General features: G+C 74.6%; 25 protein-coding genes and 1 pseudogene. 13 read left to right on the forward strand and 13 right to left on the reverse strand.

The window, feature by feature from the left end; genetic code table 11:
• Positions 1 to 26: 26 nt before the first annotated feature.
• The 3 genes from BLR33_RS09415 to BLR33_RS09425 all read right to left on the reverse strand — a co-directional run bounded on the left by BLR33_RS09415 (position 27) and on the right by BLR33_RS09425 (position 2,736).
• Positions 27 to 1,577, reverse strand: coding sequence for a lyase family protein (locus tag BLR33_RS09415; RefSeq protein ID WP_093783876.1), 1,551 nt, complete (start codon positions 1,575 to 1,577; stop codon positions 27 to 29).
• A 204-nt stretch (positions 1,578 to 1,781) separates the two neighbouring features.
• On the reverse strand, positions 1,782 to 2,324 hold the full coding sequence (locus tag BLR33_RS09420; RefSeq protein WP_093783877.1) for a hypothetical protein: 543 nt from the start codon (positions 2,322 to 2,324) through the stop codon (positions 1,782 to 1,784).
• A gap of 205 nt (positions 2,325 to 2,529) precedes the next feature.
• On the reverse strand, positions 2,530 to 2,736 hold the full coding sequence (locus BLR33_RS09425) for a DUF1918 domain-containing protein (RefSeq protein ID WP_093783878.1): 207 nt from the start codon (positions 2,734 to 2,736) through the stop codon (positions 2,530 to 2,532).
• Positions 2,737 to 2,892: 156 nt separating this feature from the next.
• Between BLR33_RS09425 and BLR33_RS09430 the strand changes: the two genes are divergently transcribed.
• Positions 2,893 to 3,450, forward strand: coding sequence for a GNAT family N-acetyltransferase (locus BLR33_RS09430; protein WP_322987152.1), 558 nt, complete (start codon positions 2,893 to 2,895; stop codon positions 3,448 to 3,450).
• Positions 3,451 to 3,521: 71 nt separating this feature from the next.
• Positions 3,522 to 4,091: a hypothetical protein gene (locus BLR33_RS09435; RefSeq protein WP_093783879.1), complete on the forward strand. Its 570-nt coding sequence runs from the start codon at positions 3,522 to 3,524 to the stop codon at positions 4,089 to 4,091.
• 33 nt (positions 4,092 to 4,124) lie between these two features.
• Here the strand turns inward: BLR33_RS09435 and BLR33_RS09440 are convergent, their stop codons facing one another.
• The 3 genes from BLR33_RS09440 to BLR33_RS09450 all read right to left on the reverse strand — a co-directional run bounded on the left by BLR33_RS09440 (position 4,125) and on the right by BLR33_RS09450 (position 8,069).
• Entirely contained in the window at positions 4,125 to 5,423 is a 1,299-nt protein-coding gene (locus BLR33_RS09440; RefSeq protein ID WP_218136633.1) for an MFS transporter, read from the reverse strand.
• A 263-nt stretch (positions 5,424 to 5,686) separates the two neighbouring features.
• Complete coding sequence (locus BLR33_RS34275; protein ID WP_107408864.1) at positions 5,687 to 6,895, reverse strand: hypothetical protein; 1,209 nt, start codon at positions 6,893 to 6,895, stop codon at positions 5,687 to 5,689.
• A 139-nt stretch (positions 6,896 to 7,034) separates the two neighbouring features.
• Entirely contained in the window at positions 7,035 to 8,069 is a 1,035-nt protein-coding gene (locus tag BLR33_RS09450) for a zinc-binding alcohol dehydrogenase family protein (protein WP_093783880.1), read from the reverse strand.
• Between the two features lie 129 nt (positions 8,070 to 8,198).
• Between BLR33_RS09450 and BLR33_RS09455 the strand changes: the two genes are divergently transcribed.
• The gene (locus BLR33_RS09455) at positions 8,199 to 8,570 is read left to right on the forward strand and encodes a winged helix-turn-helix transcriptional regulator (RefSeq protein ID WP_245771310.1); all 372 of its coding nucleotides are present in this window, start codon (positions 8,199 to 8,201) and stop codon (positions 8,568 to 8,570) included.
• Between the two features lie 15 nt (positions 8,571 to 8,585).
• Here the strand turns inward: BLR33_RS09455 and BLR33_RS09460 are convergent, their stop codons facing one another.
• Positions 8,586 to 9,521, reverse strand: coding sequence for an oxidoreductase (locus BLR33_RS09460; RefSeq protein WP_093783882.1), 936 nt, complete (start codon positions 9,519 to 9,521; stop codon positions 8,586 to 8,588).
• Between the two features lie 53 nt (positions 9,522 to 9,574).
• Between BLR33_RS09460 and BLR33_RS09465 the strand changes: the two genes are divergently transcribed.
• Positions 9,575 to 10,426: a MurR/RpiR family transcriptional regulator gene (locus BLR33_RS09465; RefSeq protein ID WP_093783883.1), complete on the forward strand. Its 852-nt coding sequence runs from the start codon at positions 9,575 to 9,577 to the stop codon at positions 10,424 to 10,426.
• A gap of 9 nt (positions 10,427 to 10,435) precedes the next feature.
• The gene (locus BLR33_RS09470; RefSeq protein ID WP_093783884.1) at positions 10,436 to 11,290 is read left to right on the forward strand and encodes a DMT family transporter; all 855 of its coding nucleotides are present in this window, start codon (positions 10,436 to 10,438) and stop codon (positions 11,288 to 11,290) included.
• Positions 11,291 to 11,311: 21 nt separating this feature from the next.
• Here the strand turns inward: BLR33_RS09470 and BLR33_RS09475 are convergent, their stop codons facing one another.
• Positions 11,312 to 12,055 carry an SDR family oxidoreductase gene (locus BLR33_RS09475; RefSeq protein WP_093783885.1) on the reverse strand — a complete coding sequence of 248 codons (744 nt, stop codon included), beginning with the start codon at positions 12,053 to 12,055 and terminating at the stop codon, positions 11,312 to 11,314.
• Positions 12,056 to 12,183: 128 nt separating this feature from the next.
• Here BLR33_RS09475 and BLR33_RS09480 point away from each other — a divergent pair, with 128 nt between their 5' ends.
• Positions 12,184 to 12,684 (forward strand): RrF2 family transcriptional regulator, encoded by a 501-nt coding sequence (locus BLR33_RS09480; RefSeq protein ID WP_093783886.1) that lies wholly within the window; start codon positions 12,184 to 12,186, stop codon positions 12,682 to 12,684.
• 40 nt (positions 12,685 to 12,724) lie between these two features.
• On the opposite strand, the gene BLR33_RS09485 is transcribed toward BLR33_RS09480, so the two are convergent.
• Positions 12,725 to 13,465, reverse strand: a complete 741-nt coding sequence (locus BLR33_RS09485) for an SDR family NAD(P)-dependent oxidoreductase (RefSeq protein WP_093783887.1) — start codon at positions 13,463 to 13,465, stop codon at positions 12,725 to 12,727.
• A gap of 470 nt (positions 13,466 to 13,935) precedes the next feature.
• Between BLR33_RS09485 and BLR33_RS09490 the strand changes: the two genes are divergently transcribed.
• Positions 13,936 to 15,036, forward strand: a complete 1,101-nt coding sequence (locus BLR33_RS09490) for an NAD(P)/FAD-dependent oxidoreductase (RefSeq protein ID WP_093783888.1) — start codon at positions 13,936 to 13,938, stop codon at positions 15,034 to 15,036.
• Here BLR33_RS09490 and BLR33_RS37115 read toward each other — a convergent pair.
• Positions 15,014 to 15,163, reverse strand: a pseudogene (locus BLR33_RS37115) (aldehyde dehydrogenase); the annotation flags it as partial. The gene BLR33_RS09490 and the pseudogene BLR33_RS37115 overlap by 23 nt on opposite strands.
• Positions 15,164 to 15,475: 312 nt before the next feature.
• On the opposite strand from BLR33_RS37115, the gene BLR33_RS09495 reads away from it, so the two are divergent.
• On the forward strand, positions 15,476 to 15,784 hold the full coding sequence (locus BLR33_RS09495) for a hypothetical protein (protein ID WP_093783889.1): 309 nt from the start codon (positions 15,476 to 15,478) through the stop codon (positions 15,782 to 15,784).
• 299 nt (positions 15,785 to 16,083) lie between these two features.
• On the forward strand, positions 16,084 to 17,073 hold the full coding sequence (locus BLR33_RS09500) for a M50 family metallopeptidase (RefSeq protein ID WP_245771311.1): 990 nt from the start codon (positions 16,084 to 16,086) through the stop codon (positions 17,071 to 17,073).
• Between the two features lie 167 nt (positions 17,074 to 17,240).
• On the opposite strand, the gene BLR33_RS09505 is transcribed toward BLR33_RS09500, so the two are convergent.
• Together BLR33_RS09505 and BLR33_RS09510 are read right to left on the reverse strand one after the other, a co-directional pair.
• Positions 17,241 to 18,197: a pyridoxal-phosphate dependent enzyme gene (locus BLR33_RS09505; RefSeq protein ID WP_093783890.1), complete on the reverse strand. Its 957-nt coding sequence runs from the start codon at positions 18,195 to 18,197 to the stop codon at positions 17,241 to 17,243.
• A gap of 180 nt (positions 18,198 to 18,377) precedes the next feature.
• Positions 18,378 to 19,427, reverse strand: coding sequence for an LLM class F420-dependent oxidoreductase (locus BLR33_RS09510; RefSeq protein WP_093783891.1), 1,050 nt, complete (start codon positions 19,425 to 19,427; stop codon positions 18,378 to 18,380).
• A gap of 527 nt (positions 19,428 to 19,954) precedes the next feature.
• Between BLR33_RS09510 and BLR33_RS09515 the strand changes: the two genes are divergently transcribed.
• The 4 genes from BLR33_RS09515 (at position 19,955) to BLR33_RS09530 (ending at position 24,453) form a co-directional block, all read left to right on the forward strand.
• Positions 19,955 to 20,770: an alpha/beta fold hydrolase gene (locus tag BLR33_RS09515; RefSeq protein ID WP_245771312.1), complete on the forward strand. Its 816-nt coding sequence runs from the start codon at positions 19,955 to 19,957 to the stop codon at positions 20,768 to 20,770.
• Between the two features lie 265 nt (positions 20,771 to 21,035).
• Positions 21,036 to 22,103 carry a protein phosphatase 2C domain-containing protein gene (locus tag BLR33_RS09520; RefSeq protein WP_093783893.1) on the forward strand — a complete coding sequence of 356 codons (1,068 nt, stop codon included), beginning with the start codon at positions 21,036 to 21,038 and terminating at the stop codon, positions 22,101 to 22,103.
• 38 nt (positions 22,104 to 22,141) lie between these two features.
• Positions 22,142 to 22,783 (forward strand): class I SAM-dependent methyltransferase, encoded by a 642-nt coding sequence (locus BLR33_RS09525; RefSeq protein ID WP_093783894.1) that lies wholly within the window; start codon positions 22,142 to 22,144, stop codon positions 22,781 to 22,783.
• 485 nt (positions 22,784 to 23,268) lie between these two features.
• Positions 23,269 to 24,453 carry a DUF3103 family protein gene (locus BLR33_RS09530; protein WP_093783895.1) on the forward strand — a complete coding sequence of 395 codons (1,185 nt, stop codon included), beginning with the start codon at positions 23,269 to 23,271 and terminating at the stop codon, positions 24,451 to 24,453.
• 178 nt (positions 24,454 to 24,631) lie between these two features.
• Here the strand turns inward: BLR33_RS09530 and BLR33_RS09535 are convergent, their stop codons facing one another.
• Positions 24,632 to 25,438 carry an alpha/beta fold hydrolase gene (locus BLR33_RS09535; RefSeq protein WP_093783896.1) on the reverse strand — a complete coding sequence of 269 codons (807 nt, stop codon included), beginning with the start codon at positions 25,436 to 25,438 and terminating at the stop codon, positions 24,632 to 24,634.
• Between the last annotated feature and the right edge of the window lie 62 nt (positions 25,439 to 25,500).

The following is a 25,500-nucleotide window of genomic DNA, read 5'->3' on the forward strand; positions in this document are numbered from 1 at the left end:
CGCTTCCGCCCGGCCTGCGGCCGCCCCTACTCCCCCGGCACCGGCGGTGCCGGGGGCAGGCTGCGCTCCAGTGCCCGATCGGTCAGCGCGCCCGCCGCGCCGGTGTAGGCCGCCGCGTCGAACAGGTCCGCGAAGCGCTCCTCGGCCAGGAGCTTCGCCGAGCGGGGATCGGCGCGCAGGACGTCGGCCAGTTGCTCGCCGGTGTGCGAGGCCCGCACCGACGCCTCGGTGAGCAGGGCGCGGGCCTCGGCCTTGCCCAGCAGCGGCGCCAGCACCGCGGCGATCCGCTCCGAGACGATCTGGCCGCCCGTCAACTCGGTGTTGGCGCGCATCCGGGCCGCGTCCACCGACAGCTGCGAGGTGAGTTCCACCGCTTGGTGGGCCGCTCCCCCGGCCAGCCGCAGCAGGGAGCGCAGCGGCTCCCACTCGGCGTGCCAGGCGCCCGCGGAGCGCTCGTCCTCGCTGGGCAGGCACGCCAGCACGCTCGCGGCCAGCTGCGGCGCCTGCAGGGCCGCGGAGCGGATCGCGGTCGCCAGGACGGGGTTTTGCTTGTGGGGCATCGCCGACGAGCCGCCCCGGCCGCCGGGCGCCGGCTCGTGGACCTCGCCGACCTCGGTGCGCGCCAGCGACAGCACGTCGACGGCGATCTTCCCCAGCGCCCCGCACACGAACGCGCACACCGTGGCCGCGTCCGCCATCGGCGTGCGCAGCACGTGCCAGGGCAGCAGCGGCACCGACAGGCCCAGCTCGCCGGCGAACGCCCGCGTCAACTCCTGGCTGTAGGCGGCGGGTTCGGCGCCCGGAGCGTACTCCAGGTAGCCCGCGAGGGTGCCCGCGGCGCCGCCGAGCTCGACCGGCAGGCCGTGATCGAGGAGGGCGTCGACCTTCTGCACGGCGTCCAGGACCAGGTGCCGCCAGCCGGCCGCCTTCAGGCCGAACGTCGTCGGCACCGCCTGCAGCGCCAGTGTCCGCCCCGCCATCAGCGTGTCGCGGTGCTCGGCGGCCAGCGCGGCCAGCGCCCGCTCCACCAACGCCAGGTCCGCGCGGGCCGCCCTCAGCGCCCGGGAGACGACCAGGGCCGCGGCGGTGTCGAGGATGTCCTGGCTGGTCGAGCCCCGGTGGACGTAGGCTGCGGCGTCGGGGTCGGCCGCCGCGACCACAGCGGTGAACTCGCGTACCAGCGCGACCACGGGGTTCGCCGACTCCCGCGAGGCCCGCGCCACCGCCACCAGGTCCAGCCGCTCGGCTCTGGCCGCTTCCCCGATCACCCGGGCGGCTTCCGTCGGCACCGTCCCCAGCCGGGCCTGCGCCCGCGCCAGACCGGCCTCGGCGTCCAGCATCGCCTGCAGCCACGCCAGGTCCGAGACCGCCCGCGCCGCGGCCGTCCCCGTCCACACCGGTGCCAGCAGCCCCGCGTCCACCAGACCGAGAACGTCCTCGGAGGCGGAGCCGACACTTGAGCCGGGGTCCGTGGCGGCACCCGAAGGCGCGCCCGGCGATGCGGGAGCCGCGGTGGGAGGTGTGCCGGAGGGCGTGTCGGAAGGTGTGCCGGGGTCGGGCGTGGTGTCAGTGGGCATGCGTGCGTCCCTGTTCTGTGTGGGCTGTCCCGCCGGGTGCGACGGTACCCGGCGCCGTACTCCCCGACGCATCCGCCGACGCCCCCGGATACCGCTGCGCTACCAGCGCCCTCGCCACCACCTCGGCACCGGCACCTGCCGCCCCACTCGCGCCGGGACGGGCCACACCACCCGGCATTCCCGCCCCGTCACCGCCCGAAGTGTTCAACCACTGACGTCGCGCGTGCCCCCGCCCCTGACCGGGACCCCGTCGCCGAAGTGGTGCACCGCCGCCATGATCCCTTCCGCCGAGACGTCCAGAAGGGCCGGGAAGAAAACCACCTGGGAGCCGCAGCGCCCCGGCGGACGCACCGCGAGCAGCGGAATCCGCGCCGGGGGCGGTGGAACCGCCACCCCCGGACGGGCGACGAAGACGACACCTTCGCGCTCGTCCCGGCCGGTCCGTTCCACCGCCGCGATGTCTCCCCACGGCACCCTCGGGCCCCCGCTGACGGCGAGCCCGTAGCCGTCGATCCGCACCAGCGCCCCCTTGGCCCGCCACCGCCGCTGGCGCAGCAGGAAGGAGCCCGCGACGTAGGCGACGGCCACCGCGAGCAGCAGGGACAGCCACCATTCGACGCCGCGCTCGTAGGCCAGTCCGACGACCGCCCCGCTGGCCAGCACCGCCGTCGCCCCGACGATGTTCCACTGCCGGCCGGCGCCGAACTCCAGGGCGTCGGCCGGCTCTTCGCCGGGACGTACGCGCATCGCAACCCCCGCATCGCCGGACAGGCCGCCGGGCCGGCAATCGGGCCCACATCCTGTATACCCGCGGGGAGCGCGGACGCACGGGTCGCTTCGGGAGCGCGGCGAGCCGGTCGGTCAGCGGCGCACCGGCGCGATCGGCCCGCTCGGCGTCCCCACGGCGCGGCGCGGCGGGCGCCTTCCGGCGGACCCGAGCGGGCTCGATGGCTCAGGCGGTGTGGCGCACCCGCTCCTCGGGCTGCACATGCGTTTCCGGGCCCGGGAAGAAGAGCGTCTCCCGGTCGTCCTCGGTCCAGTGGACGACGTACGGCGGGGTGCCGTCCGGGTGGTCCATGCGGACGATGCGCCCCCGGCGCACGTGCTCGTCCAGATGCCGGGACTCCACCACGAGCCAGTCTCCGACGTGTGCGCGCATCGCGGTGCTCCCTCCGTGAGGTGCGCGCCGGCGCCGCCTTCGTCCTCGGCGGCCGGCCTCTACGTCCGAGGGTAGTGCGCCGCCGCGGACGGGGGCGGGGCGAAAGCAGGTTGATCAGGTCGTGCGGGTCCGATACCAATGCACCCGTGATACGCGGTGAGAGGATCGGGCTGCGGGCCCGGCACGAGAGCGACGTTCCGGTGCTGCACGCCGAGTTGTACGACGACGTGGCGCACGGACTCCCGTCCGTGGCGGCCCATCTCGCCGGGCTCGGCCCACGCCCCGCACGCCATGGTCGAGCCCTCGGACGAGCTGGCGTCCTTCTCCGTGGTGGAGCTGGCGTCGCAGGAGCTGGCGGGCGAGGCCCTGCTGTGGGCCATCGACACGCACAACCGCACCGCCCACATCGGCATTTCGCTGCGCCCGTCGTTCCGCGGTCGCGGGCTCGGCGCCGACGTGCTGGACACGCTGTGCGCCTACGCCTTCACCGTCCGCGGGCTGCACCGGCTGCAGGTCGACACCCTCGCGGACAACGCGTCCATGCTCGCCGCCGCGGAAAGGGTCGGTTTCGTCCGGGAGGGCACGCTGCGCAGCGCCGCCTGGGTGTACGGCGGCCGCGTGGACGAGGTTGTCCTCGGCCTGCTGGCGCAGGAGTGGACGCCCCGGCAGCACCTGGGCGCGGGCAGCGCCGGCCACGACGCGGCCCGCAGGTGAGCGGCGCCCTCCCCGCGGGTATGGAACGCGCAACGGGAGAGGACGGTGCGGTGGTGGGGGACGCGAGGAAAGTGACGGTACCGGGTACCGTCGGGTCGGCGGCGGGCGGCGGCATACCCGGCGGCGGTGACGGACCGGCGACCGCCCGTTCGGCGGCCGAACTCGCCGAGCGCATCGGCTTCGGCGCCCCGCGCGGCACGCACGCCCTCGGCGGTGGCGACCCGGGCTGCCTCATGGTCGGCCTGGCGGTGGTGCTGCTGCCGCCGGGCATCGGCCTGACCGCCGGGTCCTACCAGGCGGGGGTGACGGCGCTCGGCGCGGTCTTCCTGGCCATGGCGGTCGCGCTGGTGGTGCTGACGCCGATCGTGCTGAAGTCCCGCGACGGCCGCATCCCGCGGCTGCACCTCTACGACGGCGGCCTCGTGCTCAGCCGCCCGGAGGGCATCGCCGCCTGCCCGTGGAGCGAGGTGCGCGTGGTGGAGTACACCAAGTCCACGGCCGTCGGGCAGGGCGGCAATGTCATCACGGTGAACCGGCTGCGCCTGGAGCACATCGACGGAGAGGCGCTGTGCTCGCTGGGCCCCGCCGCCCCCATGGCCGAGATCTCCCGGCTGGCGCTCGCCGGAGGAGCCCGCACGTAGGGACGGCGAACGCCCAGGGAAACGTCGAGCAGGTCACGGCGCGGGCGGGCCCTCCGCCGCCGCGGCGTCGTACTGCCAGAACGGCCGTACGCAGCTCGCGGCCACCGCGACCAGGACCGCGCACAGCAGCGCGCTGCCCGACCACGCCAGCGACATCGTCGTCGCCGCCGCCATCGCGCCCGCGCGCAGGTCGCCGAGGCGGGGGCCGCCGCTCACGACGACGGTGTGGACGCCCTGGAGGCGGCCGCGCATCCCGTCGGCGGCGTAGGTCTGCAGGAGGGTCTGCCGGATGACCGCGCTCACCAGGTCGGCGGCGCCCGCCACGGCGAGCAGGACGACGGCGCCCCACAGGGTGGGCGACCAGCCGGCGAAGGCGATCGCCAGCGCCCAGCCGAGTACGGCGCAGGTGAGCACGACGCCCTGCCGGCGGACGCGGCCGATCCAGCCGCCGAGCAGGGCGGCCAGCACGGAGCCGATGGCGACGGCGGAGTACAGCGGGCCGACGCCGCCGTGGAAGCGGGTGTCGGCGACCTGGGGGAAGAGCGCTTCGGGCATGGCCAGCACCATGGCGGCGATGTCCACGCCGAAGGACATCAGCAGGACGGGATTGCCGCCGATGAACCGGAGCCCCTGGGCGATGGAGCGCACGGCCGAAGTGGCGGCGGGCGCCGCGGGTTTGAGGGCCGGGAGGCGGAAGGTGGAGTGGAGGGAGGCGAGGAAGAGCAGGGCGTCGGCGCCGTAGGCGAGGCCGAAGCCGTGGGGCAGCGCGACCAGGATGCCGGCGAGGAGGGGGCCGAGGACGTCGCCGAGGGTGCCGGCCGCGTAGTTGAGGGTGTTGGCCGCGGGGATCAGGGGGGCGGGGACGATGCCGGGGATGATGGCGCCGCGGGTGGAGGACGAGACGGCGAAGCCGCCGCCCTGGATCGCGACGAGGACGAGGATGAGGGCCGCGGAGCCGACGCCGAGCATGGTCTGCACGAGCAGCAGGAGCGTGACGGCCCACGTCGCCAGCGAGGACCACAGGTAGAGGACGCGGCGGTCCACGCGGTCGGCGACGGCGCCGCCGTAGAGGCCGAAGACGACCAGCGGGGCGAAGCCGCAGATGCCGGCGAGGCCGACGTAGAGGGAGGAGTGCGACAGGGAGTAGATCTGGACGCTCACCGCGACGCGGGTGAGCATCGTGCCGATCGAGGACGCGCCTTGGCCGAGGAACACCCGCCGGAAGGTGGGGAGGGCGAGCGGGCGGGTGTCGGGGGCCATCCGGCGCAGGCGGCCCTTCCCGGTCCGGTCCTGCTCGTCGAGGGGGGTGGGCTCCTCCTGAGTGGTGCTCATGAGGGGGCCTGCGTCCGCCGCGCGCCGGTGGGGCATATGGGATTGCGATGGCCCCTGGGGCGTGTCGGATTGCGATGAAGTGCCGTGTGCATACCCGCACGGTGCCATCCCGGACCGCCGCCGGGCTTCCTGCGGGGCGAGTTCGGGATCAGCGGTGGCGTGCGGGCTCGGTCAGGAGATCGAGATCGGCGATGATTCCGGGAGAACAGTCCGGTTCGTGCGGGGACTTGTGGGGACGTGCTGCACGGGCTGTGCGGTGGGCGCTACGGGAGGGTGCCGGTGCCGTCGAAGTCGCTGCCCGGGCCCGCGGAGGGCGAGGTGGAGGGGGTGACCGACGGGGTGGGCCCGGCGGTGTGGTCGCCGCCGGAGCCCGAACCGGTGCCGCCGGTCGAACCGCCGGACGAGCCGCCGCCCGTGCCCGGGGTGCGGGTGACGGGGTTCGTCGGGGACGAGGGGGGCGGGGTGGTCCGGTGGTCGGGGGTGGTCGGCGGGGCGGTGGGCGGGGTGGAGGGGGCGCCGGTGCCCGACGTGGGCGCGGTGGAGGGGGTGTCCGTTTCGGAGGGCGCCGGGGTGGTGCGGTGGCCGGAGCCGGAGGAGGTGTGGCCGGTGAAGGCGTTGCCGATCGTGGTGCCGCGGCCGTGGCCGCTCAGGGTGTGGCCGGAGGCCGCCTCGTAGAGGGTGATGCCGCCCATGGTCAGCCCGAAGGCGAGGGCGACGGCCACGGCGGGGCGCTTCCAGCCGGGGCGGCGGACGCGGTGGAGGGTGGTGGAGCTGTAAGCGCCGGCGGGGACGCCGGCGGCGCCGGGGTGGGGCAGCAGGCGGGTCCCGTCGCTGCCGGTCGCAGCCGAGGTCGCGGCGGGGCTGGCGACCGGAGTCACGTCTTCGCCCGGATCCGCGTTCGCGTCCGCGGCCGCGCTCGCGAGCAGGCGCGTCTGCTCCTCCGAGGCGTCCTGCGGCAGGAGCCGCGTCGAGTCGAAGGCCGCGGAAAGCGTCTCGTTCTGCGACGCGTCCCGTGGCAGCAACTGCGTCGGGTCGAGGGCCGCGTCGAGGGCCGCGCCGTCCAGCGCGGAGGCGACGGGCCGGTCGGCCGCCGAGGGCTCGGGGGTCGGGAGGTGCGGGCCCTCCAGGAGGTAGGCGCGTTCGCCGTCCGCCCAGCGCTCGGGGCTGGTGCCCGCCGCCTGGACCGGCATCTGGCGGGTGCGGGGCAGTGCCTGGAGGGCGGCCTCGTGGACCTGCCGGCCGGTGCGGCGGAAGACGTGCTGCAGGATCGTCCCGCCGCAGGTGCCCAGCGCACTGACGACGCCCGCGCCCGTGATCGTCCCGTACACGCCGAGGTTCGACGCGAGCTTGGCGGCCACGACCGCGGCGACGGCACTGCCCGCGACCTGCGGCACGTTCAGGTCGAGCCCGCCGTCCTTCTCCCGCTTCCGGCGCCCCTTCCCCGTCTGCGCGCCGACGTGCCCCTCACCCATGCCCGACCTGTCCCGCCTGCCTTCTCCTCGAATGTCCGACGTCCGAATGACGCCGATGCGGAGCAGGAAGTTCCGTTTCCGGCCGTTTCGTGAGCCACACCACGCGCGGGCGCGGGGCCTGCCGCACGGAACGGCCGGGTCAGAAGCCCGTCAGCGTGGTCTTGCCGATGGTGGAGCCCGACTCCTGGAGGCGGTGGGCCTCGCGGAGGTTGGCGGCCGTGATGGGGCCGAGGTCGCGGGTGGCCGTGGTGGTGAGGACGCCGGCGTCGGCGAGGCGGGCGACCCGGGTGAGGATGCGGTGCTGGCGGTCCAGGTCAGGGGTCCGGAACAGGGAGCGGGTGAACATGAACTCCCAGTGGAAGGAGATGCCCTTGGGCTTCAGGACGCCGACCGGCAGGGAGTCGTGGTCGTCGATGGCCACGATGCTGCCGAAGGGGTTGAGCGCTTCGGCGTAGGCGGGCAGGTTGCGGTCGGTGCCGGCGGTGCTGAAGACGTGGTCGAGGCCGCGCGGCGCCACCTCGGCCAGCTGCGGGGCCAGCGGCTTGTGGTGGTCCACGACGTGCTCGGCGCCCATGCGGCGGGCGAACTCGACCGTCTCCGGGCGCGAGGCGGTGCCGATCACGGTCAGGCCGGTCAGGGCGCGGGCGAGCTGGGCGACGAAGGAGCCGACGCCGCCGGCGGCAGCGGTGACCAGCAGGGCGCCCTCCTGGTCCAGGGCGCCGGTGTGCAGGCCGAGGCGTTCGAAGAGGCCCTCCCACGCGGTGAGCGCGGTCAGCGGCAGCGCGGCGGCCTCGGTGAAGGAGAGCTTCGCGGGCTTGCGGGCGACCACGCGCTCGTCCACGGCGTGGTAGCGGGCGTTGGTGCCGGGCCGGTTCAGGGCGCCCGCGTAGTAGACCTCGTCGCCCACCGCGAACAGCTCGACCTCGGCGCCGACGGCGACGACCGTGCCGGCCGCGTCCCAGCCCAGCACCTTGGGCTGCCCGCCCTCGGGGTCGCCGCTCTGGCGGACCTTGTAGTCGACGGGGTTGACGGCGACGGCCTCGATGCGGACCAGCAGGTCGCGCGGCCCGGGCTGCGGCACGGGCAGCTCGATGTCGAGCAGGCTCTCCGGGTCGTCGACGGGCAGGCTGCGGCGGTAGGCGACCGCGGGCATCGTGGTCGGGATCTCGCTCATGGGGTGCGGCTTCCTGGTCAATGGGCGGTACGGGCGGCGGGCGGCCGGCGCCCGCTCGCAGGCGACGGTACGCAACGGACGGTGGTTACCCGCAAGATCTCCTGGTACCCATTGGGTACCATGGCAGTCATGACGACAGCGGCCGACACGTCCGAGGAGGGCTGCGGGGACGCCAGGAGCGTGTACCGCGCGGCCTGCCCGTGCCGCGACATGCTCGACCTGCTGGCCAACAAGTGGAGCGCGCTGGCGCTCGGCGCCCTGGAGGACGGCCCGCGGCGCTTCGGCGCCCTGCGCACCCGGCTGCAGGGGGTGAGCCCCAAGGTGCTCACCCAGACGCTGCGCCGCTTGGAGGAGCACGGCCTGGTCGACCGCACGGTGTACGCGGAGGTGCCGGCGCGGGTCGAGTACCGCCTCACGCCGCTCGGCGCGGACGCGTGCGCGCCGCTTGCCCACCTGCGCTCGTGGGTGGAGCAGAACATCGACCGCTTTCCCGGCGGCTGAACCCGCAGTGGAGGGTCACCCGGGGCCCTCGCTCGCGGCGGCGAGCAGCGGCACGAGGACGTCGCTGACGGGGGTGGGGATCCCATGCCGCCTGCCGAGCCGCTGGACGACGCCGTTGCGGACGTCCCATTCGAGCGGCCGCCCGGCCTCGCGGTCGGCCAGGATCGAGGTGCCCAGGTCCCGGGGGAAGGCGCGGAACGTCTCCAGGACCGCCGCCGCGTCCGTGTCGTCCAGGGCCGCGCCCTCCGCTCGCGCCACGGCGAGGCATTCGCGGAGGTAATCGGACGTCAGCCGGCCGATGTCGGCCCGCTGGAACATGCCCGCCCGGCGGCCCGCGAGGACCATCAGCCCGGCCACGGCGTTCTGCAGCAGCTTGCGCCACGCCTCCGTGACGAAGTCCGCCGAGGTGTCCACGGCGCAGCGGCTGCCGGCCAGGGCGCGCAGGACGACGTCGGCGGCGGGCACCTCGGGCAGGGTGAGGCGCGCGCGGCCGCGCAGCCGCACCGCGCCGTCGGGCAGTGTCTGGGCGGGGAACCAGACGACGGCCGGGACGACGTGGCCGTGGGGCAGGAGCCCGGCGAGGCCCTGCTCCTGCTCGACGCCGTTCTGGAGCACGCAGACCACCGTGCGGGGTGCGCACAGCGCCTCCAGCCAGCCGGCGGCGGCCTGCGTCTGCGTCGTCTTCACCGCGAGGAAGACCAGGTCGACGGTTCCGGGTGCGCCGCCGGGGTCCGCGCGCACCGGTCCCGGCACGACGACGGCGTCGTCCCCGTCGCGCAGTTCGACGTGGTCGCGGGCCGTGCGGCCGCACAGCACCGGGTGCGCTCCCCTCTCGTGCAGCGCGGCGGCGATCGTCGTGCCGATGGCGCCAGGGCCGACGACCGCCACGGTCGGACGCCGATCACCCGTGCCCGGCGAGGTGTTCTGTTCTGCCGTCTTCTTCTCTGCCATCCCACGAGGTTACGCTGTTACGAGAAACCGGCAAGGAAGGTAACTGCGTTTACATGGACGACTCCCTCGCGAAATGGCTCGGCAGCGTCCAGGCGCGCGCCGGCGGGCTGGCTCCCAGCGAAGCGAGCGTGGTGCACCTCCTGCTGGAGGACCCGCTGTTCGTCGGCAGCGCGACCACGGCGCAGGTCGCCGCCCGGGCGGGGGTGTCGGCGCCGAGCGTGGTCCGCGCGGCCCGCGCGCTGGGCCTCGGCGGGTTCGCCGACCTCAAGCTCGAGATCGCCCGCGCCCGGGGCACCACGGACTTCTTCGACCCCTCGCCCGCTCTGGGCCCGGACGCGACGACCCGTACGATCATCGAGGCGTCGGCCCGCGCGGGGCACGACGCCCTCACCGCGCTCAGCGGGGCCCTCGACGCGGACGCGCTGGACGCCGCCGTGGAGGCGGTGCTGCGGGCCGGGCAGGTGGTCGCCTTCGGGGCGGGGCCGTCGGCGACCGTCGCCGCCGACGCCGTGTTCCGGCTCCGCGTGCTCGGCGCGCGAACCGCCGGCATCACCGACCACGAGTCCGCGATGATCGCGATGCGGCTGCTGCGTCCCGGCGATGTCGTCCTCCTCGTCAGTTCGACCGGCCGCACCGCGACCACGCTCGCCGTCGCCGACGCCGCGGCCTCCTCCGAGGCGACGCTGGTCGCCATCACGAACCAGTACGGCACGCCGCTGACCGACCTCGCCGGCATCGTCCTGGCCGTCGGCGGCGCGCCGCTGACGGAGCAGATGGCCGCCGCCGGCAGCCGTATCGCCCACCTCGCGGTCCTCGACGCCCTCGCGGCCGCGATCGCGATCCGGGACCCGGACCGCAGGCGCCGGGCGCAGTACGCGGGCATCGACCTGCCCGACCTCGGCTGAGCGGGGCCGATGCAGCCCGGCACCGCAGCCCTCGTCCTCGTCGCCGCCGCGTGCCACGCGGTGTGGAACACCGCCTCCAAGTACAAGCGGGGCGACACGGTCCTGTTCGTCTGGGCCTACGCGATCGCCTCGGCCGCGCTCTTCCTCCCGCTGGGCGCCGTGTCCGTCGCGACCGGCGCGCAGCGCCTCGACTGGCGACTCGCGGCCGGCTGCGCGGTCTCCGCCGCCTTGCACCTGACGTACTCGCTGACGCTGCAGACCGGCTACGACCGCGCCGAACTCGGCGTCGTCTACCCGGTCGCGCGCGGCACCGGCCCCGTGCTCACCATGCTCGGCGCGCTGCTCGTGCTGGGCGAACACATCACCGGCACGGCGGCGGCCGGCGCCGGGCTCGTCGTCGGCGGCATCCTCGTCGTCACCGGCAACCCCTTCGGCCACCGCAACCCGCTGCCCGGCATCGCCTGGGGGGCCGCGACCGGCGCGACCATCGTCGCCTACACCCTCTGGGACAGCGACAGCATCACCGCCCTGCACCTCGACCCCGTCGCGTACTACGTCGGCACGATGCTGCTGCAGACCCTGATACTCCTGCCGCGGGGCCTCGCCCGGCGCAGGGAACTCGCGGCCGAGGTCCGCACGGACGTGGTGCCGATCCTCGTGATCGCGGTGCTCTCGCCGGTCGCCTACATCCTCGTCCTCGTCGCGATGCGCAGCGCCCCCGTCGCCCTCGTCGCGCCGCTGCGCGAGTCGTCCATCGTCCTGGGCTCGCTGCTCGCCTGGCGGCTCTTCGACGAGGGCGGCCTTCCCCGCCGGCTCGCCGGTGCCGTGATCGTCCTCGCCGGCATCGCAGCGATCAGCCTGTGACGGGGGTGAACTGCGGCCCGGTCAGCGGGACTTGGCGGCCAGCCAGTCGCGGTAGCGGGTGGGCGCGAGGTGGGCGTCCGGGCCCGCGATCAGGACATCGCCCTCGACGACCGCGAACAGGCCCGCGGTGGGGTCGGTGACGACCGGGCGCTCGTCGTGCCCGGCGGCCAGGGTGATCCGGCCGAGTTCGTCCAGCGGGAAGACCTCGGGCCCGGCGATCTCGCGGATGCCGCCGAGCGGGGCGCCGGTGGCGACCTCCGCGACCGCGGCGGCCACGTCGGCGGCGGCGATCGGCTGGATGCGGGTGGCGGGCAGCCGGACGGTGTTCTCGTCGGAGGTCCAGGACATGGTCGCGTCCATGAACTCGAAGAACTGGGTGGCCCGGACGATCGAGTACGGGGTAGGGCCCTGCCGCAGCAACTCCTCCTGGAGCGTCTTGGCCCGGTAGTAGTCGAGCTGGGGCACCTGGTCCACGCCGACGATGGACAGGACCACCTGGTGGCGCACGCCGGCCCGCTCGCCCGCGGCCAGCAGGTTCGTCATCGAGGTGCGGAAGAAGTCCAGCGACGCCTCGTCGAAGGTGGGCGAGTTGGCCAGGTTGACCACGGTGTCGGCGCCCTTGACCGCTTGGTCCAGGCCCTCGCCGGTGAGCAGGTCGACACCGGTGGACGGTGCCGCGGGGACGGCCTCGTGGCCGGCCCCGGTCAGGATGCGCACCACCTGCGAGCCGATCAGTCCGGTGCCGCCGACGACGGTGAGCTTCATCGCTCTCCCCTTCTCCCTGTGTGCCGCGCGCCCTGCGACGAGCGGAGCCTTAACCCGGATAATTCTTGTCCGGAATCATAGTCGGATAGTCTGTGTCCGAGTCAACAGGGAGAGGCCGGGGCGTACGCATGAAGCTGTCAGGCGGGGTCGAGTGGGCGCTGCACTGCTGCGTGGTGCTCACCACGGCGAGCGACCCGGTGCCCGCGGTGCGCCTGGCCGAGCTGCACGACGTCTCCCCCAGCTACCTGGCCAAGCAGCTCCAGGCGCTCTCCCGCGCGGAGTTGGTCACCTCGGTGCAGGGCAAGGCGGGCGGCTACGTGCTCACCCGCGCCCCCGAACTGATCACCGTGCTGGACGTCGTCCAAGCGGTGGACGGCCCGCAGCCCGCATTCGTCTGCACCGAGATCCGGCAGCGCGGGCCGCTGGCCGCCCACCCCGACCAGTGCACCCGCCCCTGCGCGATCACCCGGGCGATGGCCTCGGCCGAGGCCGCCTGGCGGGCCGCGTTGCGCGGCATATCCATCGCCGATCTCGCCCGCAGCGTGGACGAGGACTACGGCCCGGTCGCCCTGTCCTCGATCAGCACCTGGCTGGGCAGCGCGCCGCAGGACCTTACCCCGGACAGCTGACACCGGTGCGCGAGGCCCCGCGGGCGCGGCGGGCCGCCGGCTAGTGGCTCTCCCGGTCCCGCAGCCACTGCCCGAACTCGGCGGCGACGATGCGCTCGTCGTGCACGCCGGCCGCGGCGTCGGAGGCGAGCCAGACGATGGGCGGGCCCATCACCGTAGGGCTCAGGAACCCGTCGCCCTCGGCGGCGACGTCCTCGGGCAGCATCCCGGTGACCGTCGCGCCTCCGGGCAGCAGCAGGTTGACGGTGACGCCCGTGCCCCGCAGGTCGGCCGCCATGATGCGGGACAGCGCCTCGCTGCCCGCGCGTGACGGCCCGTAGGGGACGAACCCGGCGCGCTGCATGGTCGAGTGATTCATCGAGATGTTGACGATGCGGCCACCGCCGGATGCCAGCATCCGGGTCGTGATCTCGCGGGCGACCAGGAAGTAGCCGGTCAAGTTGGTGTCGATCACCGCGCGGAAGGCGTCGGACGGCACCTCCCAGAAGCCCTGCGGCTGTGTCATAAAGCGCGGGTTGACCGTGCGCATGCCGATGCCTGCGTTGTTGACCAGCATGTCGACGCCGCCGAGCCGCGACCACGCCAGGTCGACGGCCCTGGCCACCGACGACTCGTCGCGCACGTCCATCGCGACGCCGATCGCCCCCGGCAGGTCCGCGGCGACGGACTCCGCGCGCTCGCCGGAGCGCCCGGTCAGCGCCACGGAGGCCCCCGTCGCGGCCAGGGCGGAGGCCATGGCGAGTCCCAGCCCGCTCGTCCCGCCGGTCACCAGCACCTTCATCGGTTCACCTCTGTCCTCGGAATGTCCTGGGAATGCCCTGGGAAACAGCCTGGCCGGGTCGGCGGTCGGGCTCACCTCGGCGGTCACGGCCGCCGTTCGCGACCGTGGTCCTCGACGGCAGGGCGTACGCAGTGGGCGAACATCCGTGCTCGGAACTCTATGGATTGGAGCGCGCTCGAAGTCAAGCCGCGGCGGCCGTCGTGACCCGTCCGGGTGCCGCCGGGCCGATCATCGCGCGCGGTCAGCCGACGGCTCCCCGCCGGCCGGGCACGACGGCCGCCCGGATGCCCGGTTGGACATATTTCGGGGCGATGTGAGACTGAGGGGGGCACGGCTCCGCCGTCGCGTCACGTAGAGCCCGACCGTGCCGCCCGCCGGGTCCGGTCACCCACCGGTTCGCGGCGGCGACGGATGAACTCCCTCCCTGCTCCGCAGGGGAACCGCCCCGGGACGCGAAGTGAGGCGATCGGATGGACCGGGTTCCTGAAGTGGCCGTGGTGGGGGCCGGCATCGTCGGACTCTGCACGGCTTATGCGCTGGCCGAGCGCGGAGCGTCGGTGCGGGTCTACGAAAGCGGTGTTCCGGGCCACGGGCAGTCCAGTGGCCAGTCCCGCATCTTCCGCCACGCGCACGACGACCCCCGCCTGGTCGAGTTCACACGGCAGGGCCGCGCCGTCTGGGACGAGTGGGCCGACCGGCTGGGCACGGAACTGGTCTCCCGGGACGGGGTGGTCGCCCTGGGCAGCGCCGTTCCCGGGCGACTGCGCATCCTGCAGGACGCCGGCGGCATACCGGTCAGGACGGTGGACAGCGCGGAACTGCGCGCCCGTATGCCAATGCTGGCGGACTACGAGGGGCCCGCGATGCTGGACGAGGGCGGCGGCGCCATCCGCACGCGTGCCGCGATCGAGACTCTGGCCGGGGCGCTGGGGGACGCGGTGGTCACCGAGGAGGTCATCTCCGTGCATCCGACGGACCACGGCACGGTGGAAGTGCTCAGTGCGGCCGGCCGTGAGGAGTACGCGACGGCCGTGGTGTGCGCGGGCCTGCACACGGCGCGGATGGCGCGCGGTGTGGGGCTTTCGCTCCCCGTGCGGCCGGCCGCCCACGTCCGCCTCACCTTCCAGGTCAGGGGAGCGCCGCCGGAACGGGTCGCGTGCCTGCAGGACAGCAGCGGCGACTTCGGCGAGACCGGTGTCTACGCGGCCCCCTACCCGGGCAACGGCCGGTACGCCGTGGGCCTGAGCCAAACGGTGGAAGTGCGCGAGGACGGCAGCTTCGCGGACCCGGGCGAACTGGTGGCGCTCAACGAGCGCGCCCGCGCATACGTCTCCCGCGCGCTGCCCGGCCTCGATCCCGAGCCGGTGGAGTACCTGCACTGCTGGGTGACGAGCCTGCCGTGGAGCGAGGACGGCATGGCGGTCTGGGAAGCCGACGGGATCTTCTTCGCCGCCGGGCACAACCTGTTCAAGCAGGCGCCCCGGCTGGGGCGGGCGCTGGCCGGCGCGGCCTTGGGCGAGGGGCTGGAGGACGACCTGCGTCCGGCGGCGGAACTCGGCCGGCCCCGCTGAACGCCCCGGAGGTCGGCGCGCAGCCGGGATCCTCGGGCAGAAACACGCCGACCACGCCGATGTCGCCGGTGAACCTGACCGAGTCGATCAGCGCGTTGACCGTGAGGCCGGCGTCCTCGTGCCCTTCGGCTGCCCGGCGCCCTGGCCGCGAAACAGCCGCGTACCGGCCGATCAGGGCTTTTTCAACGGCTCACAGAATTGACTCCGCCGCGGTGCCGGTGGGACGGCCCGCGGCGGCCATGAACACCCGTACCCGCGAGCGAATTGCGGTTCTGTTCGCAGCGGGCCGCTCCCGGGCGGCCGGGCCCGGACTCCGGGAAGGGGTCCCGCCGGCCCGCCGTCGTACGCCCGAGGGGCACCGTGCCTCGGCGGTACGGTGGAAAGCCGGGGCAGGAAGCCCGGCTTTTCCGGACCAGGCCGCGCAGGAGGTTTTCCGGCGATGGAACGCGACCGCATCGACCGCATCGTCTCCGCCCTGCGCGCGCGGGACGTCATGGCCCACCGCGCCGACGAGGGCGTGTACGAGTTCGGCATCCGCGTGGTGATCCCCGACGGGAGCGAGGCGCTCTGGACGGTGCGGAAGTCCGTCGAGCTCGGCGCCGAGGTGCTCCGCGACGGTGTCCTCATCGGCTTCGTCCCGCACATCCCCGGTTCTGAGGACTTCACCGAGGAGCAGACCGTGGAGGCCATCGCCACGGCCCGCTACTCACTGGAAGGGCTCCGCCCGGCACGCCGGACCGACGACTGAGGGTCCCGCGGGCAGGGCTGCCGCCCCCAGAGCTCCGCCAGGGTTCCGGTCCGACCGGGCGCACCCCGTCGCGGCACGAGTGGCCATCGGCGTGCTCCGCCCCCCGCCGCCCCCGCTCCCACTCCCGCTCCCGCTCCCGCCGGGACGTTCGGCCCCCGCCGGCCGGGGCCGGTGGCCGGTGTCTCCGGGTCTGTCGGGCCGCCCGTTCCGCGCCCGGCGGGCGGACACTGGAAGAAGGCCGGGCGCAGCAACCGATGCCCCCGCGGTGGCGGGGAGGTGTGGTGAAGGGATCGCTGTCCATGGGACGGATCGCAGGGGTGCCCCTGCGGTTCCACTGGAGCGCGCCCCTGCTGATCATCGTGCTGGCCGTCGGTCTGGGCGGCGGCACACTCCCGGAGTGGGCGCCGAACCACTCGCAGGGCGCCTACCGCGCCTGGGCGGTCGCGGGCGCGCTGCTGCTCGGGGCCAGTCTGATCGCGCACGAGGGGGCGCACGCGCTCGTCGCGCGCCGGGTCGGGATCAAGGTCAAGGACGTGACCGTCTTCGCGCTCGGCGGGGTCACCCGTATGGGGCAGGCCACGACCGCCCGGGACGAGGGCGTGATCGCGGCGGCTGGTCCGCTCACCAGCCTGGTGTGCGGGGGCGTGGGCCTGGGCGCCGCGGTGCTCACCCATGACGTCGCCCACTGGGCGCTGGTCAGCGCCGTCCTGGCGTGGGCGGGCTGGGCGAACATCGCGCTGGCGGCCTTCAACCTGGTGCCGGCCGCGCCACTGGACGGCGGCCGCGTCCTGCAAGCGGTGATCTGGCGGGCGCGCGGCGACCGCGAGCGGGCCGCGCGGATCGCCGCGCGGTGCGGCCAGGTGGCCGGCGCGCTGCTGGTCGGCGCCGGACTGGTGGAGTTCTTCGCGGGCGCCACGGCGGGGCTGTGGTTGGTGCTGCTCGGCTGGTTCCTGTCGATGGCGGCCGTGGCCGAGGTGCGCCGCTCGACCCTGACGGAGTCGCTGCGCGGCCTGCACGCCTCCGACGCGATGCGTCCGCATCCGCGATGTCGCCGCCTCCCTGGACCGCTGCGTCCTCGCCTCCCCCGACGACCTGCTCACCGACCTGCTGGACCGCTCGGGAACGGCGGGAGGCGGCCCGATCCTCGTCCTGGAGGACGACCGGCGGCTGCTCGGAATGATCACGATCCAGGATCTGGTGGAGCTGGCCCGGCGCCCCGGCTCCGCCCCGCGCCCGCCGATGGCCCAGGACCGCCGCTGGTGACGTCGCTGCTGATGCCCCCTGGTTGACCGGGGCGCGGGAGCCCGGCGCCTCCGGCCGGCCTCCTGTCGCCTGCCCTTCGCGTCACCGCGTACGCCCGGTCCGGTGGTCCGCCGGGCGGGCCGGCGGGTATCCGCGCTTCCGGCGGTGCGGGCCGCCGGCGGCCCGCACCGCTCGAAGCCTCTCCGGCCGCTGCTCAGCCGCCGGCCGGGGGTGCCGCGTTGGCTCCCGAGACGACGACGGTGGCCCCGTCAGGGAACTGTTCGGCGTGTGCGAGGAGCGCAGCCAGCGCGGTCACCGCGCCGGGTTCGGCCGCGATGCGCAGCCGCCGCCACAGCAATGCGCGGGCGGCGGTGATCTCCTCGTCCGCGACGGTGAGGGTCTTCATGCCGAGCGAGAGGCCGACCGCGGTGGCTATCCGGCCCGCCCGTCGGGCGCCCAGGCTGTCCACGGCGACCCCGCCGACCTCCACGTCCACCGGACTCCCCGCTTCCAGGGCCGCGGTGAGCGAGGATGCCGCGGACGGTTCCGCCGCGATCACCCGGTTGCGTCCCGCCAGCGCCAGGGCGACCCCGGCGTACAGGCCGCCCCCGCCGCATCCGACGAGCACGGGCTGGCCCTGCGGCACCTGCTCGGCGAGTTCCAGGCCGAGCGTGCCCTGCCCCGCCACCGTCCGCGGGTCGTCGTAGGCGTCGATGTGGGAGGCGCCCTCGCGCCGGGCGTGGTCCTGGCTGGCGGCCAGGGCGTCGGCGTAGAAGCCCTCGACGAGGCGCAGGCGGGCGCCCAGGGCTTCGATGATGTCGGTCTTGGCCTTGGGCGAGAAATCGGGCACGAACGCGGTGGCGGGCACGTTCGCCTCGCGCGCCGCCCAGGCGACGGCGGCCCCGTGGTTCCCTCCCGACGCGCAGCACACGCCGGCGGTCGGAGCTCCGTGCTCCCCGGCGCGCACGAGGGCGAGGGCGTTGGACGCGCCGCGGACCTTGAAAGAGCCGGTGTGCTGGAGGAACTCCAGCTTCAAGGTGACGGGGACGGGAACGTCCAACTCCCCCGCCGCCAGGTGGATGACGGGCGTGCGCCGCACCAGCGTGCGGATCCGTCCGGCCGCGCCCTCGATGTCGGCCGGCGAGGGGATGGTGAGGGGCTGTTCGTTCACGAGCGTCCTTGCGGGTTGCGTGGCCCACCGCGGCCTCGCCCGGGTCCGGGCTGTCGCACGTGGTGTCGTCACTGGTCGTACCTGTGAGCATGCCGAGGCGGACGCGGATAGGGAAGCCGCGCCCGGCCAGCCGGCGTTGGGACGGGGGCTCGTCCCCTCGGCGAGTGGGCCCCGCCGGGGTCAGCCGGCCATCGCGGCGATCTGCTCGACCAGGCGGACGCGGGCCTCGGGGGTGGACGTGGCGCGGCCCATCGGGCTCAGCGAGAGGGTGGTGACGCCCGCAGCCGCGAACGCGGCCACGCGGTCGGCGACTTCGGCGCAGGTGCCGATCAACGACACGCCCCGCACGAGGGCTTCGGGGACGGCGGCCGCGGCCTCGCGCCTGCGGCCGTCGAGGTAGAGGTCCTGGATCCGCTCCGCCTGCTCGGTGTGGCCGTAGCGGCAGGCGAGGTCGAAGTAGAAGTTGCGGCCGCGCGCGCCCATGCCGCCGATGTAGTGGGCGAGGCGCAGCCGGGCCTGGTCGAGGGCGTCGGCGACGTCCTCGCCGATGGCGGCCGGGGCGTCCACGTGCACGCGCAGGGCGCCGAGTTCGGGGGCGCGGCGGGCCAGGCCCTGCGCCAGGGCGGCGCCGAAGACCTCCTCGGCCCGCTCGGGGTGGAAGAAGGCCGGCTCCCACACCTCGGCGATCTCCGCGGCCAGCGCGGTGTTCCTGGGCCCGATCGCGGCGATCATCACCGGGATGCGCTCGCGCACCGGCCGGTTGAGGAGCTTCAGCGGCTTGCCGAGGCCGGTGCCTTCGCCGGGGCCGAGCGGCAGCCGGTAGTGCCGCCCCTCGTACGCCAGCGTCTCGCGGCGCCACACCGCGCGGCAGATCTCCACGACCTCGCGGGTGCGGGCCAGCGGGGCGTCGTAGGGCACGCCGTGGAAGCCCTCGATGACCTGCGGCCCGGACACGCCGAGGCCGAGGGTGAACCGGCCGCCGGAGACGTAGTCGAGACCGGCCGCGGTCATGGCGGTCAGCGCGGGGGTGCGCGAGTAGATCGGCAGGATGCCGGAGGCGATCTCCAGGTGGTCGGTGACGGCGGCGAGGTAGCCGAGCTGGCTGACCGCGTCGAAGCTGTACAGCTCGGCGACGGACACGGTGCCGAGTCCGGCCCGCTCCAGGTCCCGCAGCTCCGCGACGGCCTCCAGGAACCCCCGGCGGTGCTCCAGCTGCATCCCGATCCGCATCCCGTACTCCTCCCGACCCCCGGCACCGTCGGCCGGCGGGCACCGCGAGCCATTCTGCGGGCTTCGGGGGCCCAGGGTGGGAGGGCCCGGCTGCGGGTGCCGCCCGGCGGTGCCCCATCCGCACGCCGGCAGCACGGCTCCGCCCGGAGTACGGCCCGTCGTACGGTGTCTGGCAGGCTCCGGCGGACGGGAGTAGCTTCGGCGCGGTGACCTTGATCGAGACGCGGGGCCTCGCGGTGATGAGTGACGGGGCGCGGGTGCGGTGGAGGACACTGGCGGCTGCGGCTCTCGGGGACGCGGTTCCGGGCGGCGCGGAAGCGGGCGGGACGCGCGCGGACGGTGCGGGCCCGGGTCGCGCTGGTGCCGGTGGCGCGGACGGGGGCAAGGCGCGTACGGACGGGGCGGGTGCTGATGGCGCGGGTTCGTTCGACGCCGGCGCGAGCAACGGGTGCGCCGGCGAGCCGGGTTCGGACGGTGGCCGTCAGGAGGGTTCGCGTCCCAGTGGTGTGGGGCGGAAGCCTGCCGTGGTGCTGCTGCACGGTGGGCCGGGGTTGCCGGACTACCTGGGCGAACTCGCCCCGATGGTCGCGGACCTCGCGCCCGTGTACCGCTACGACCAGCGTGGCACCGGGGCTTCTCCGTGGGAGGGGCGGCATTCCCTCGAACGGCACGTGGATGATCTCGCGGAGCTGGTGGAGCACTGGGGCGCCGCGGAGGTGGTTCTCGTCGGGCACTCCTACGGTACGGACCTGGCCGCCCGGTTCTGTCTCGCTCATCCGGGCCGGGCGTCGGCCGTGCTCCTGATGTGCGGGCCCTTCGTCGGCGACTGGCGGGCGCCCTACCGGGCGGAGCGCGATCGGCGGATGCCCGCGCGGGAGCGTGAACGTTTGGGCGCTCTGGAGTCGTTGCCGCGGCGGACGGAGGCCCAGGAGGTCGAACTGCTCACGCTGGCGTGGTTTACCGACCACGCCGACCCCGAACGCGGCCGGGCCCGGGCCGCGCGGGACGCCGGGCGCCGCCGCCCCGTCAACTGGTTCATGAACGCCGAGTTGGGCGCGGCCGCACGCGCGGACCCGCTCGACGCCCGCCTCGACGAGTTGCGCGCCTGCCTGCCCCAGCGCACCGAACTCCTCGCCGGAGTGGCCGATCCCCGCCCGGTGTCCGCCCTCGCGGCACTCGCCCGCCGCCTCGACATCCCCCTGATCGCGATCGAAGCAGCCGGCCACGAGCCCTGGCTCGAAGCACCGGCCGCAATCCGCACCCACCTCCGCACCTTCCTGCGGACCGCCCTCGCCCAAACCGGAACAGCTCCCGCATCTCCGGTGCCTGGCGACGGCAGTTGACGCCGAGCCGCCCGTCGAGCCGCGCTGATCCGGTGCAGTGCCTCCCGTCCGCCCGCAGTGCGGTCAGGGCCATCCCCGCGTGCGGGCGCCGCCTGCACCTCGACGGGAACGCCGATCGCCGGCCCGGCGCCCGTCCCGCTTGCCGCGACCTGCGGGGATCGGTCCTGGTGGGCCGCGTGGCGGGGGTTGGTTGACCTTTACCTTGGGGGAAGCCGCAGCATCGGGAGGGCCGGGCGACGGGCCCGGTACGAGGAGGGAGCGGGGCATGGGGTGGCTGACGATCGGGGCATTCGCGAAGGCGTCGCGCCTGTCGCCGAAGGCGCTGCGGCTCTATGACGAGTTGGGCCTGCTCACCCCCGCCCGCGTGGACCCGGCGAGCGGCTACCGCCTTTACGCCCCGGAGCAGGTGGAGCAGGCCCGGCTGGTGGCGTGGCTGCGCCGCCTGGGCATGCCGCTGGCGCGTATCCGGCTGGTGTGCGCGCTGGAGGCCGGGGCCGCCGCGCGGGAGGTCCGCGCGTATTGGGCCCAGGTCGAGGCCGAGGCCGCCGCGCGGCGGGACCTGGCCGCCTTCCTCGTCGACCATCTGTCCCGGAAGGACCCTGCTATGACCTCCGACTCCCCTGCCCTGAACATCCGTTACGCGGCCCGTACCGATACCGGGCGGGTCCGCGCGAGCAACCAGGACGCCGCGTACGCCGGTTCGCGGCTGCTCGCCGTGGCCGACGGGTTCGGCAGCGCGGGCGCGCCCGCGAGCGCCGCCGCCATCGACGCGCTCAAGTCGCTGGAGAGCGGCGCCTTTCCGGCCGGCGACCTGCTCAACGTCCTTCAGGACGCCGCCGATCGGGCGGCACAGGCCGTCGCGGGCGCGGCTCCCGAGGACGCCGGTACGACGCTCACCGCGATGCTGTGGACGGGCGCGCAGCTCGCCCTCGTCCACATCGGCGACTCGCGCGTCCACCTCCTGCGCGACGGCGAGCTGTTCCAGATCACCCACGACCACACGGTCGTCCAGTCACTCCTGGACGAGGGCCGCATCAGCCCCGAGGAGGCCGTCTCGCACCCTCAACGTTCCCTGCTGGTACGGGCCTTGGGCCGCGGCTCGCACGGCACCCCCGACCTGCGCCTGCACGACGCCCGACCGGGCGACCGCTACCTGCTGTGCTCCGACGGCCTGCCCGCAGCCGTCCCGGCGGACGACATCCACCGCGTCCTGACCGACGCCCCCGCCCCCGAAGACGCCGTCCGCGACCTGATCACCCTGGCCAACGCCAACGGCGCCCCCGACAACGTCAGCACAGTCGTCGCCGACGTCCTGCACCCGGCAGGCCTCTGAGCGGCAGCCCTGCAAGGTCGTGAACTAGCGTGTGCGCCATGTGGACGCACGACTGGCTGACCGACACCCGAACGTCGTACGACACGGTGGCGGTGGCCTACGCCGACCTCGTCCGCGGCGCCATCGCGCGCGAGCAATACATCCGCACGGCCCTGTCCCTGTTCGCCGACACCGTGCGCACGGCGGGCGGTGGCCCGGTGGCGGACGTCGGCTGCGGCCCCGGGCACGTCACCGCCCACCTGCACACGCTGGGCGTGGACGCCTTCGGCGTCGACCTGTCGCCCGGCATGGTCGACGTCGCGCGGCGCGACCACCCCGGACTGCGGTTCGAGGTCGGCTCCATGACGGACCTGCGCCTTCCTGACGGCTCGCTGGCCGGCCTGGTGGCCTGGCAGTCGCTGATCCACATCCCCGACGACGAGGTGCCGGCGGTGTTCGGCCACTTCCACCGGGTGCTGCGGCCGGGCGGACCGCTGCAGTTGCTCTTCCACGTCGGTGCCGGGTCGCGGCTCAAGACCGAGGGCTACGGCGGCCACCCGATGCAGGTCCATGTCCACCGGCGTCAGCCGGAGCAGGTGGTCAGCTGGCTGCGCGAGGCCGGGTTCGAGGTCGAGGCGCAACTGCTGCTCTCGCCGGGGCGGGCGGCATCGCAAGCGGTCCTCTTCGCCCGGCGCGGCTGACTGCCGAGGAGCGGGCCCGGCCGGGGGCTCCACCGGCGGACGCCGGAGGTGGTGTCACCGTCCCTCGAGGGACATCCGCGGCGGCCAGGAGGTCGAGTTTGCCGCGGGGACAGCGCTGATGGCCATAAAGCGGGCGCGACTCCAGGGACGGATGGGGCCTGTGGGAGACGGCACAGCTTTCCGGCCACGCCCGCGCCCCACCTGGCCGGAGATCGCGCTTGTGCGTTGCCCGCGGGCCCTTCATCCTCAATGCCGTGCGGGGCGTCTACTCGCATAGATCCGGCAGAGCACCCGCCGGCGCGCACGGCCCCGGAACAGCGCAATCATCTGCGATGTGCCCGCACAGCACCGCCCGTTACCGGCTCCTCAGCTCGGCCCCGTACCGCACGGCTCCGTGCCCCGGCTCCACCTGACTCCCCCAATCGCCGTGGCACCGCCCGCGCTTGCCCGCGGGCGCCCCCGGCACGTCCCCAGGAGGAACCCCCATGCGCCTCAGCCCCGCGCGTCGCGCCGCCATCGGCTTCGCCCTCGCCGCCGCCTCAGCCCTGGCCGTCCAGGGCCTGGCCCTGCCCGTCGCCCACGCCCGCGACGCGGCCCCCGCCTCCACCAAGGCCGCCGCGGACAAGGCCACCGCGGCGACGGCCTCGCAGATCGCCGACTCCGAGTCCGCCACCGCCCGGGCACTGGCCGCCTCCCTCTCCGACCCCGCCTGGCGGGCCCGGGTACGCATCGCCGCGCTCGGCTCCGACCAAGTGGACCTGGCCGCACTCACCGGCTCGGGCCGCACCCCGGCCGCGCTGAAGGCGGCCGTCCGCTCGGCCGACCGCGCCATCGCCGCCGCCAAGGGCCTTCCCGCGAGCACCGGTTCGCTGCTGCGCCTGCGGCTGGGCTCCGACGCGATGCGCACCGCGCTCAGGCCCGCCACCCTGCCGCTGGTGGCCGTCGCCGATCACGGCGACGCCGCCACCACCGCGACGGCGTACGACAGTTCGGGCCGGACCCACCGGCTCAGCACCCGCCACGCGCCCCAACAGCCCGTCTACGTCGTGGACATCGACGTGACCAAGGCGCTGAGCACCGGCCTCGCCCAGGTGGACGCCCAGTTGGCGGCCAAGGGCCTCAAGCCGGCCGCTCGTACGGACGCCGCCGGCACCTCCCCGAACGCCGCCCCGGCCGACGGCGGTTACTGGGCCACCAAGCTCAACTCGGTGTGGCTCAACGACGACGAGGAGCCCTGGATCGAGGGCGACGCGGAGATCTTCTCGATCGTCAGCGGCTTCGGCCTGGACGGCGTCGTGCGCGTGGACACCGTCGACATGCCCTACCTGGATGACGACCACCACACCTACTACCCGAACCAGCTGATCGTGAACTGGTCGCTCTACAAGTACGACGAGGCCGACCTGGTGATGATGGAGGACGACGGCAGCACCAACTACGAGGCCCTGGCCCAGGCCCTCGCCGACGCGCTGCTCACCATCACCGACCAGGGCGCCTACGTGCCGCTCGTGGACGCGATCCTGGCCGCCATGCCGGACTCGTGGTGGACCAACGACCCCGACTACGTGGACTCCTGGTACACGCTGACGGAGAACTCCTCCGGCACCCTCTACGGCGCCCGCGGCAACGGCTGGATGAACCTCTCGCCGTACTGGGTCGCCGCGCTCTGAGCCGGACGGGTCCTGCTCCGAACGCCCCACTCCGAACCGCCCGTCCCCGAGCGCCCGTTCGGCAGGACCAGTCCGCGCGGCCCCCGCACGGCCCGCGGGCCCCTTCCGCGGTACCTCGGCGCGCTCCCGGCCACCGGCCGGGAGCGCGCCGCCCGCCGTCGCTTCCCGGCAAGGACCGTCAGGCGTTCTCCTCCGCGAACTCCGCGACGATGCACAGCAGTTCGGACGGCATCTCGATCTGCGGCAGGTGACCGCTCGCCGCGATCAGCACGAAGCGGGCGCCTGGGATCGCGGCGGCGTACGCGCGGCCGTAGTCGCGGTCCACGACCCGGTCGCTCTCGCCCCACACCACCAGCACCGGGCTGGTGACCTTCGCCAGGCGCTCGCGCAGGCCGGGGTCCGCCATCTTGTACGGGCCCTGGTAGACGGCGAGGGAGGCCCGGTTGCCGGCCGCGGCGGCGCGCACCGCCTCGGGCAGGGCCGCCGGGTCGATGCCGAAGCGGGCGGGGTTGTGGAAGGAGAGCGCGGACAGCTCCTGGGGCGTGAGCGGGAAGATGTCCACGACCGGGTGGCCGGGCACCTCGATGCCGGCGGCGTCCACCAGGACGTATCCGCTCACCCGCTCGCTGCCGAGCAGCGCGAGTTCGGCGGCGATCCAGCCGCCTATCGAGTTGCCGACGACGATGACGTCGCGCAGGTCGAGGGTGTCGAGCAGGTCGGCGTAGAGGCGGGCGAGGGTGCCGACGTCGGTCAGCTGCTCGGGCCGTTCGGTGCCGCCGAAGCCGGGGTGGACCGGGGTGAGGACGCGGGCGCCGTGCTGTTCGGCGAGCAGGCCGGCGAAGGCGGCGACGGTCTGGGGTCCGCCGCCGCCGTGGAGCAGGAGGAAGGGGCGGCCGGAGCCCTGGTCGTCGACGGTGAGATCGACGGTGAGATCGGCACCGGGCTCGGTGCCGCCGAGGGCGAGGGTGTGGACGGTGGCGGTCATGCGTGTGCTCCTGGTCTTCCTTGCGGGGTGGGGCAGTGGCGGGGTGCGGGAGTGGCTCGGCT

It is taken from the genome of Actinacidiphila guanduensis (assembly GCF_900103985.1).
Lineage (GTDB): Bacteria > Actinomycetota > Actinomycetes > Streptomycetales > Streptomycetaceae > Actinacidiphila > Actinacidiphila guanduensis.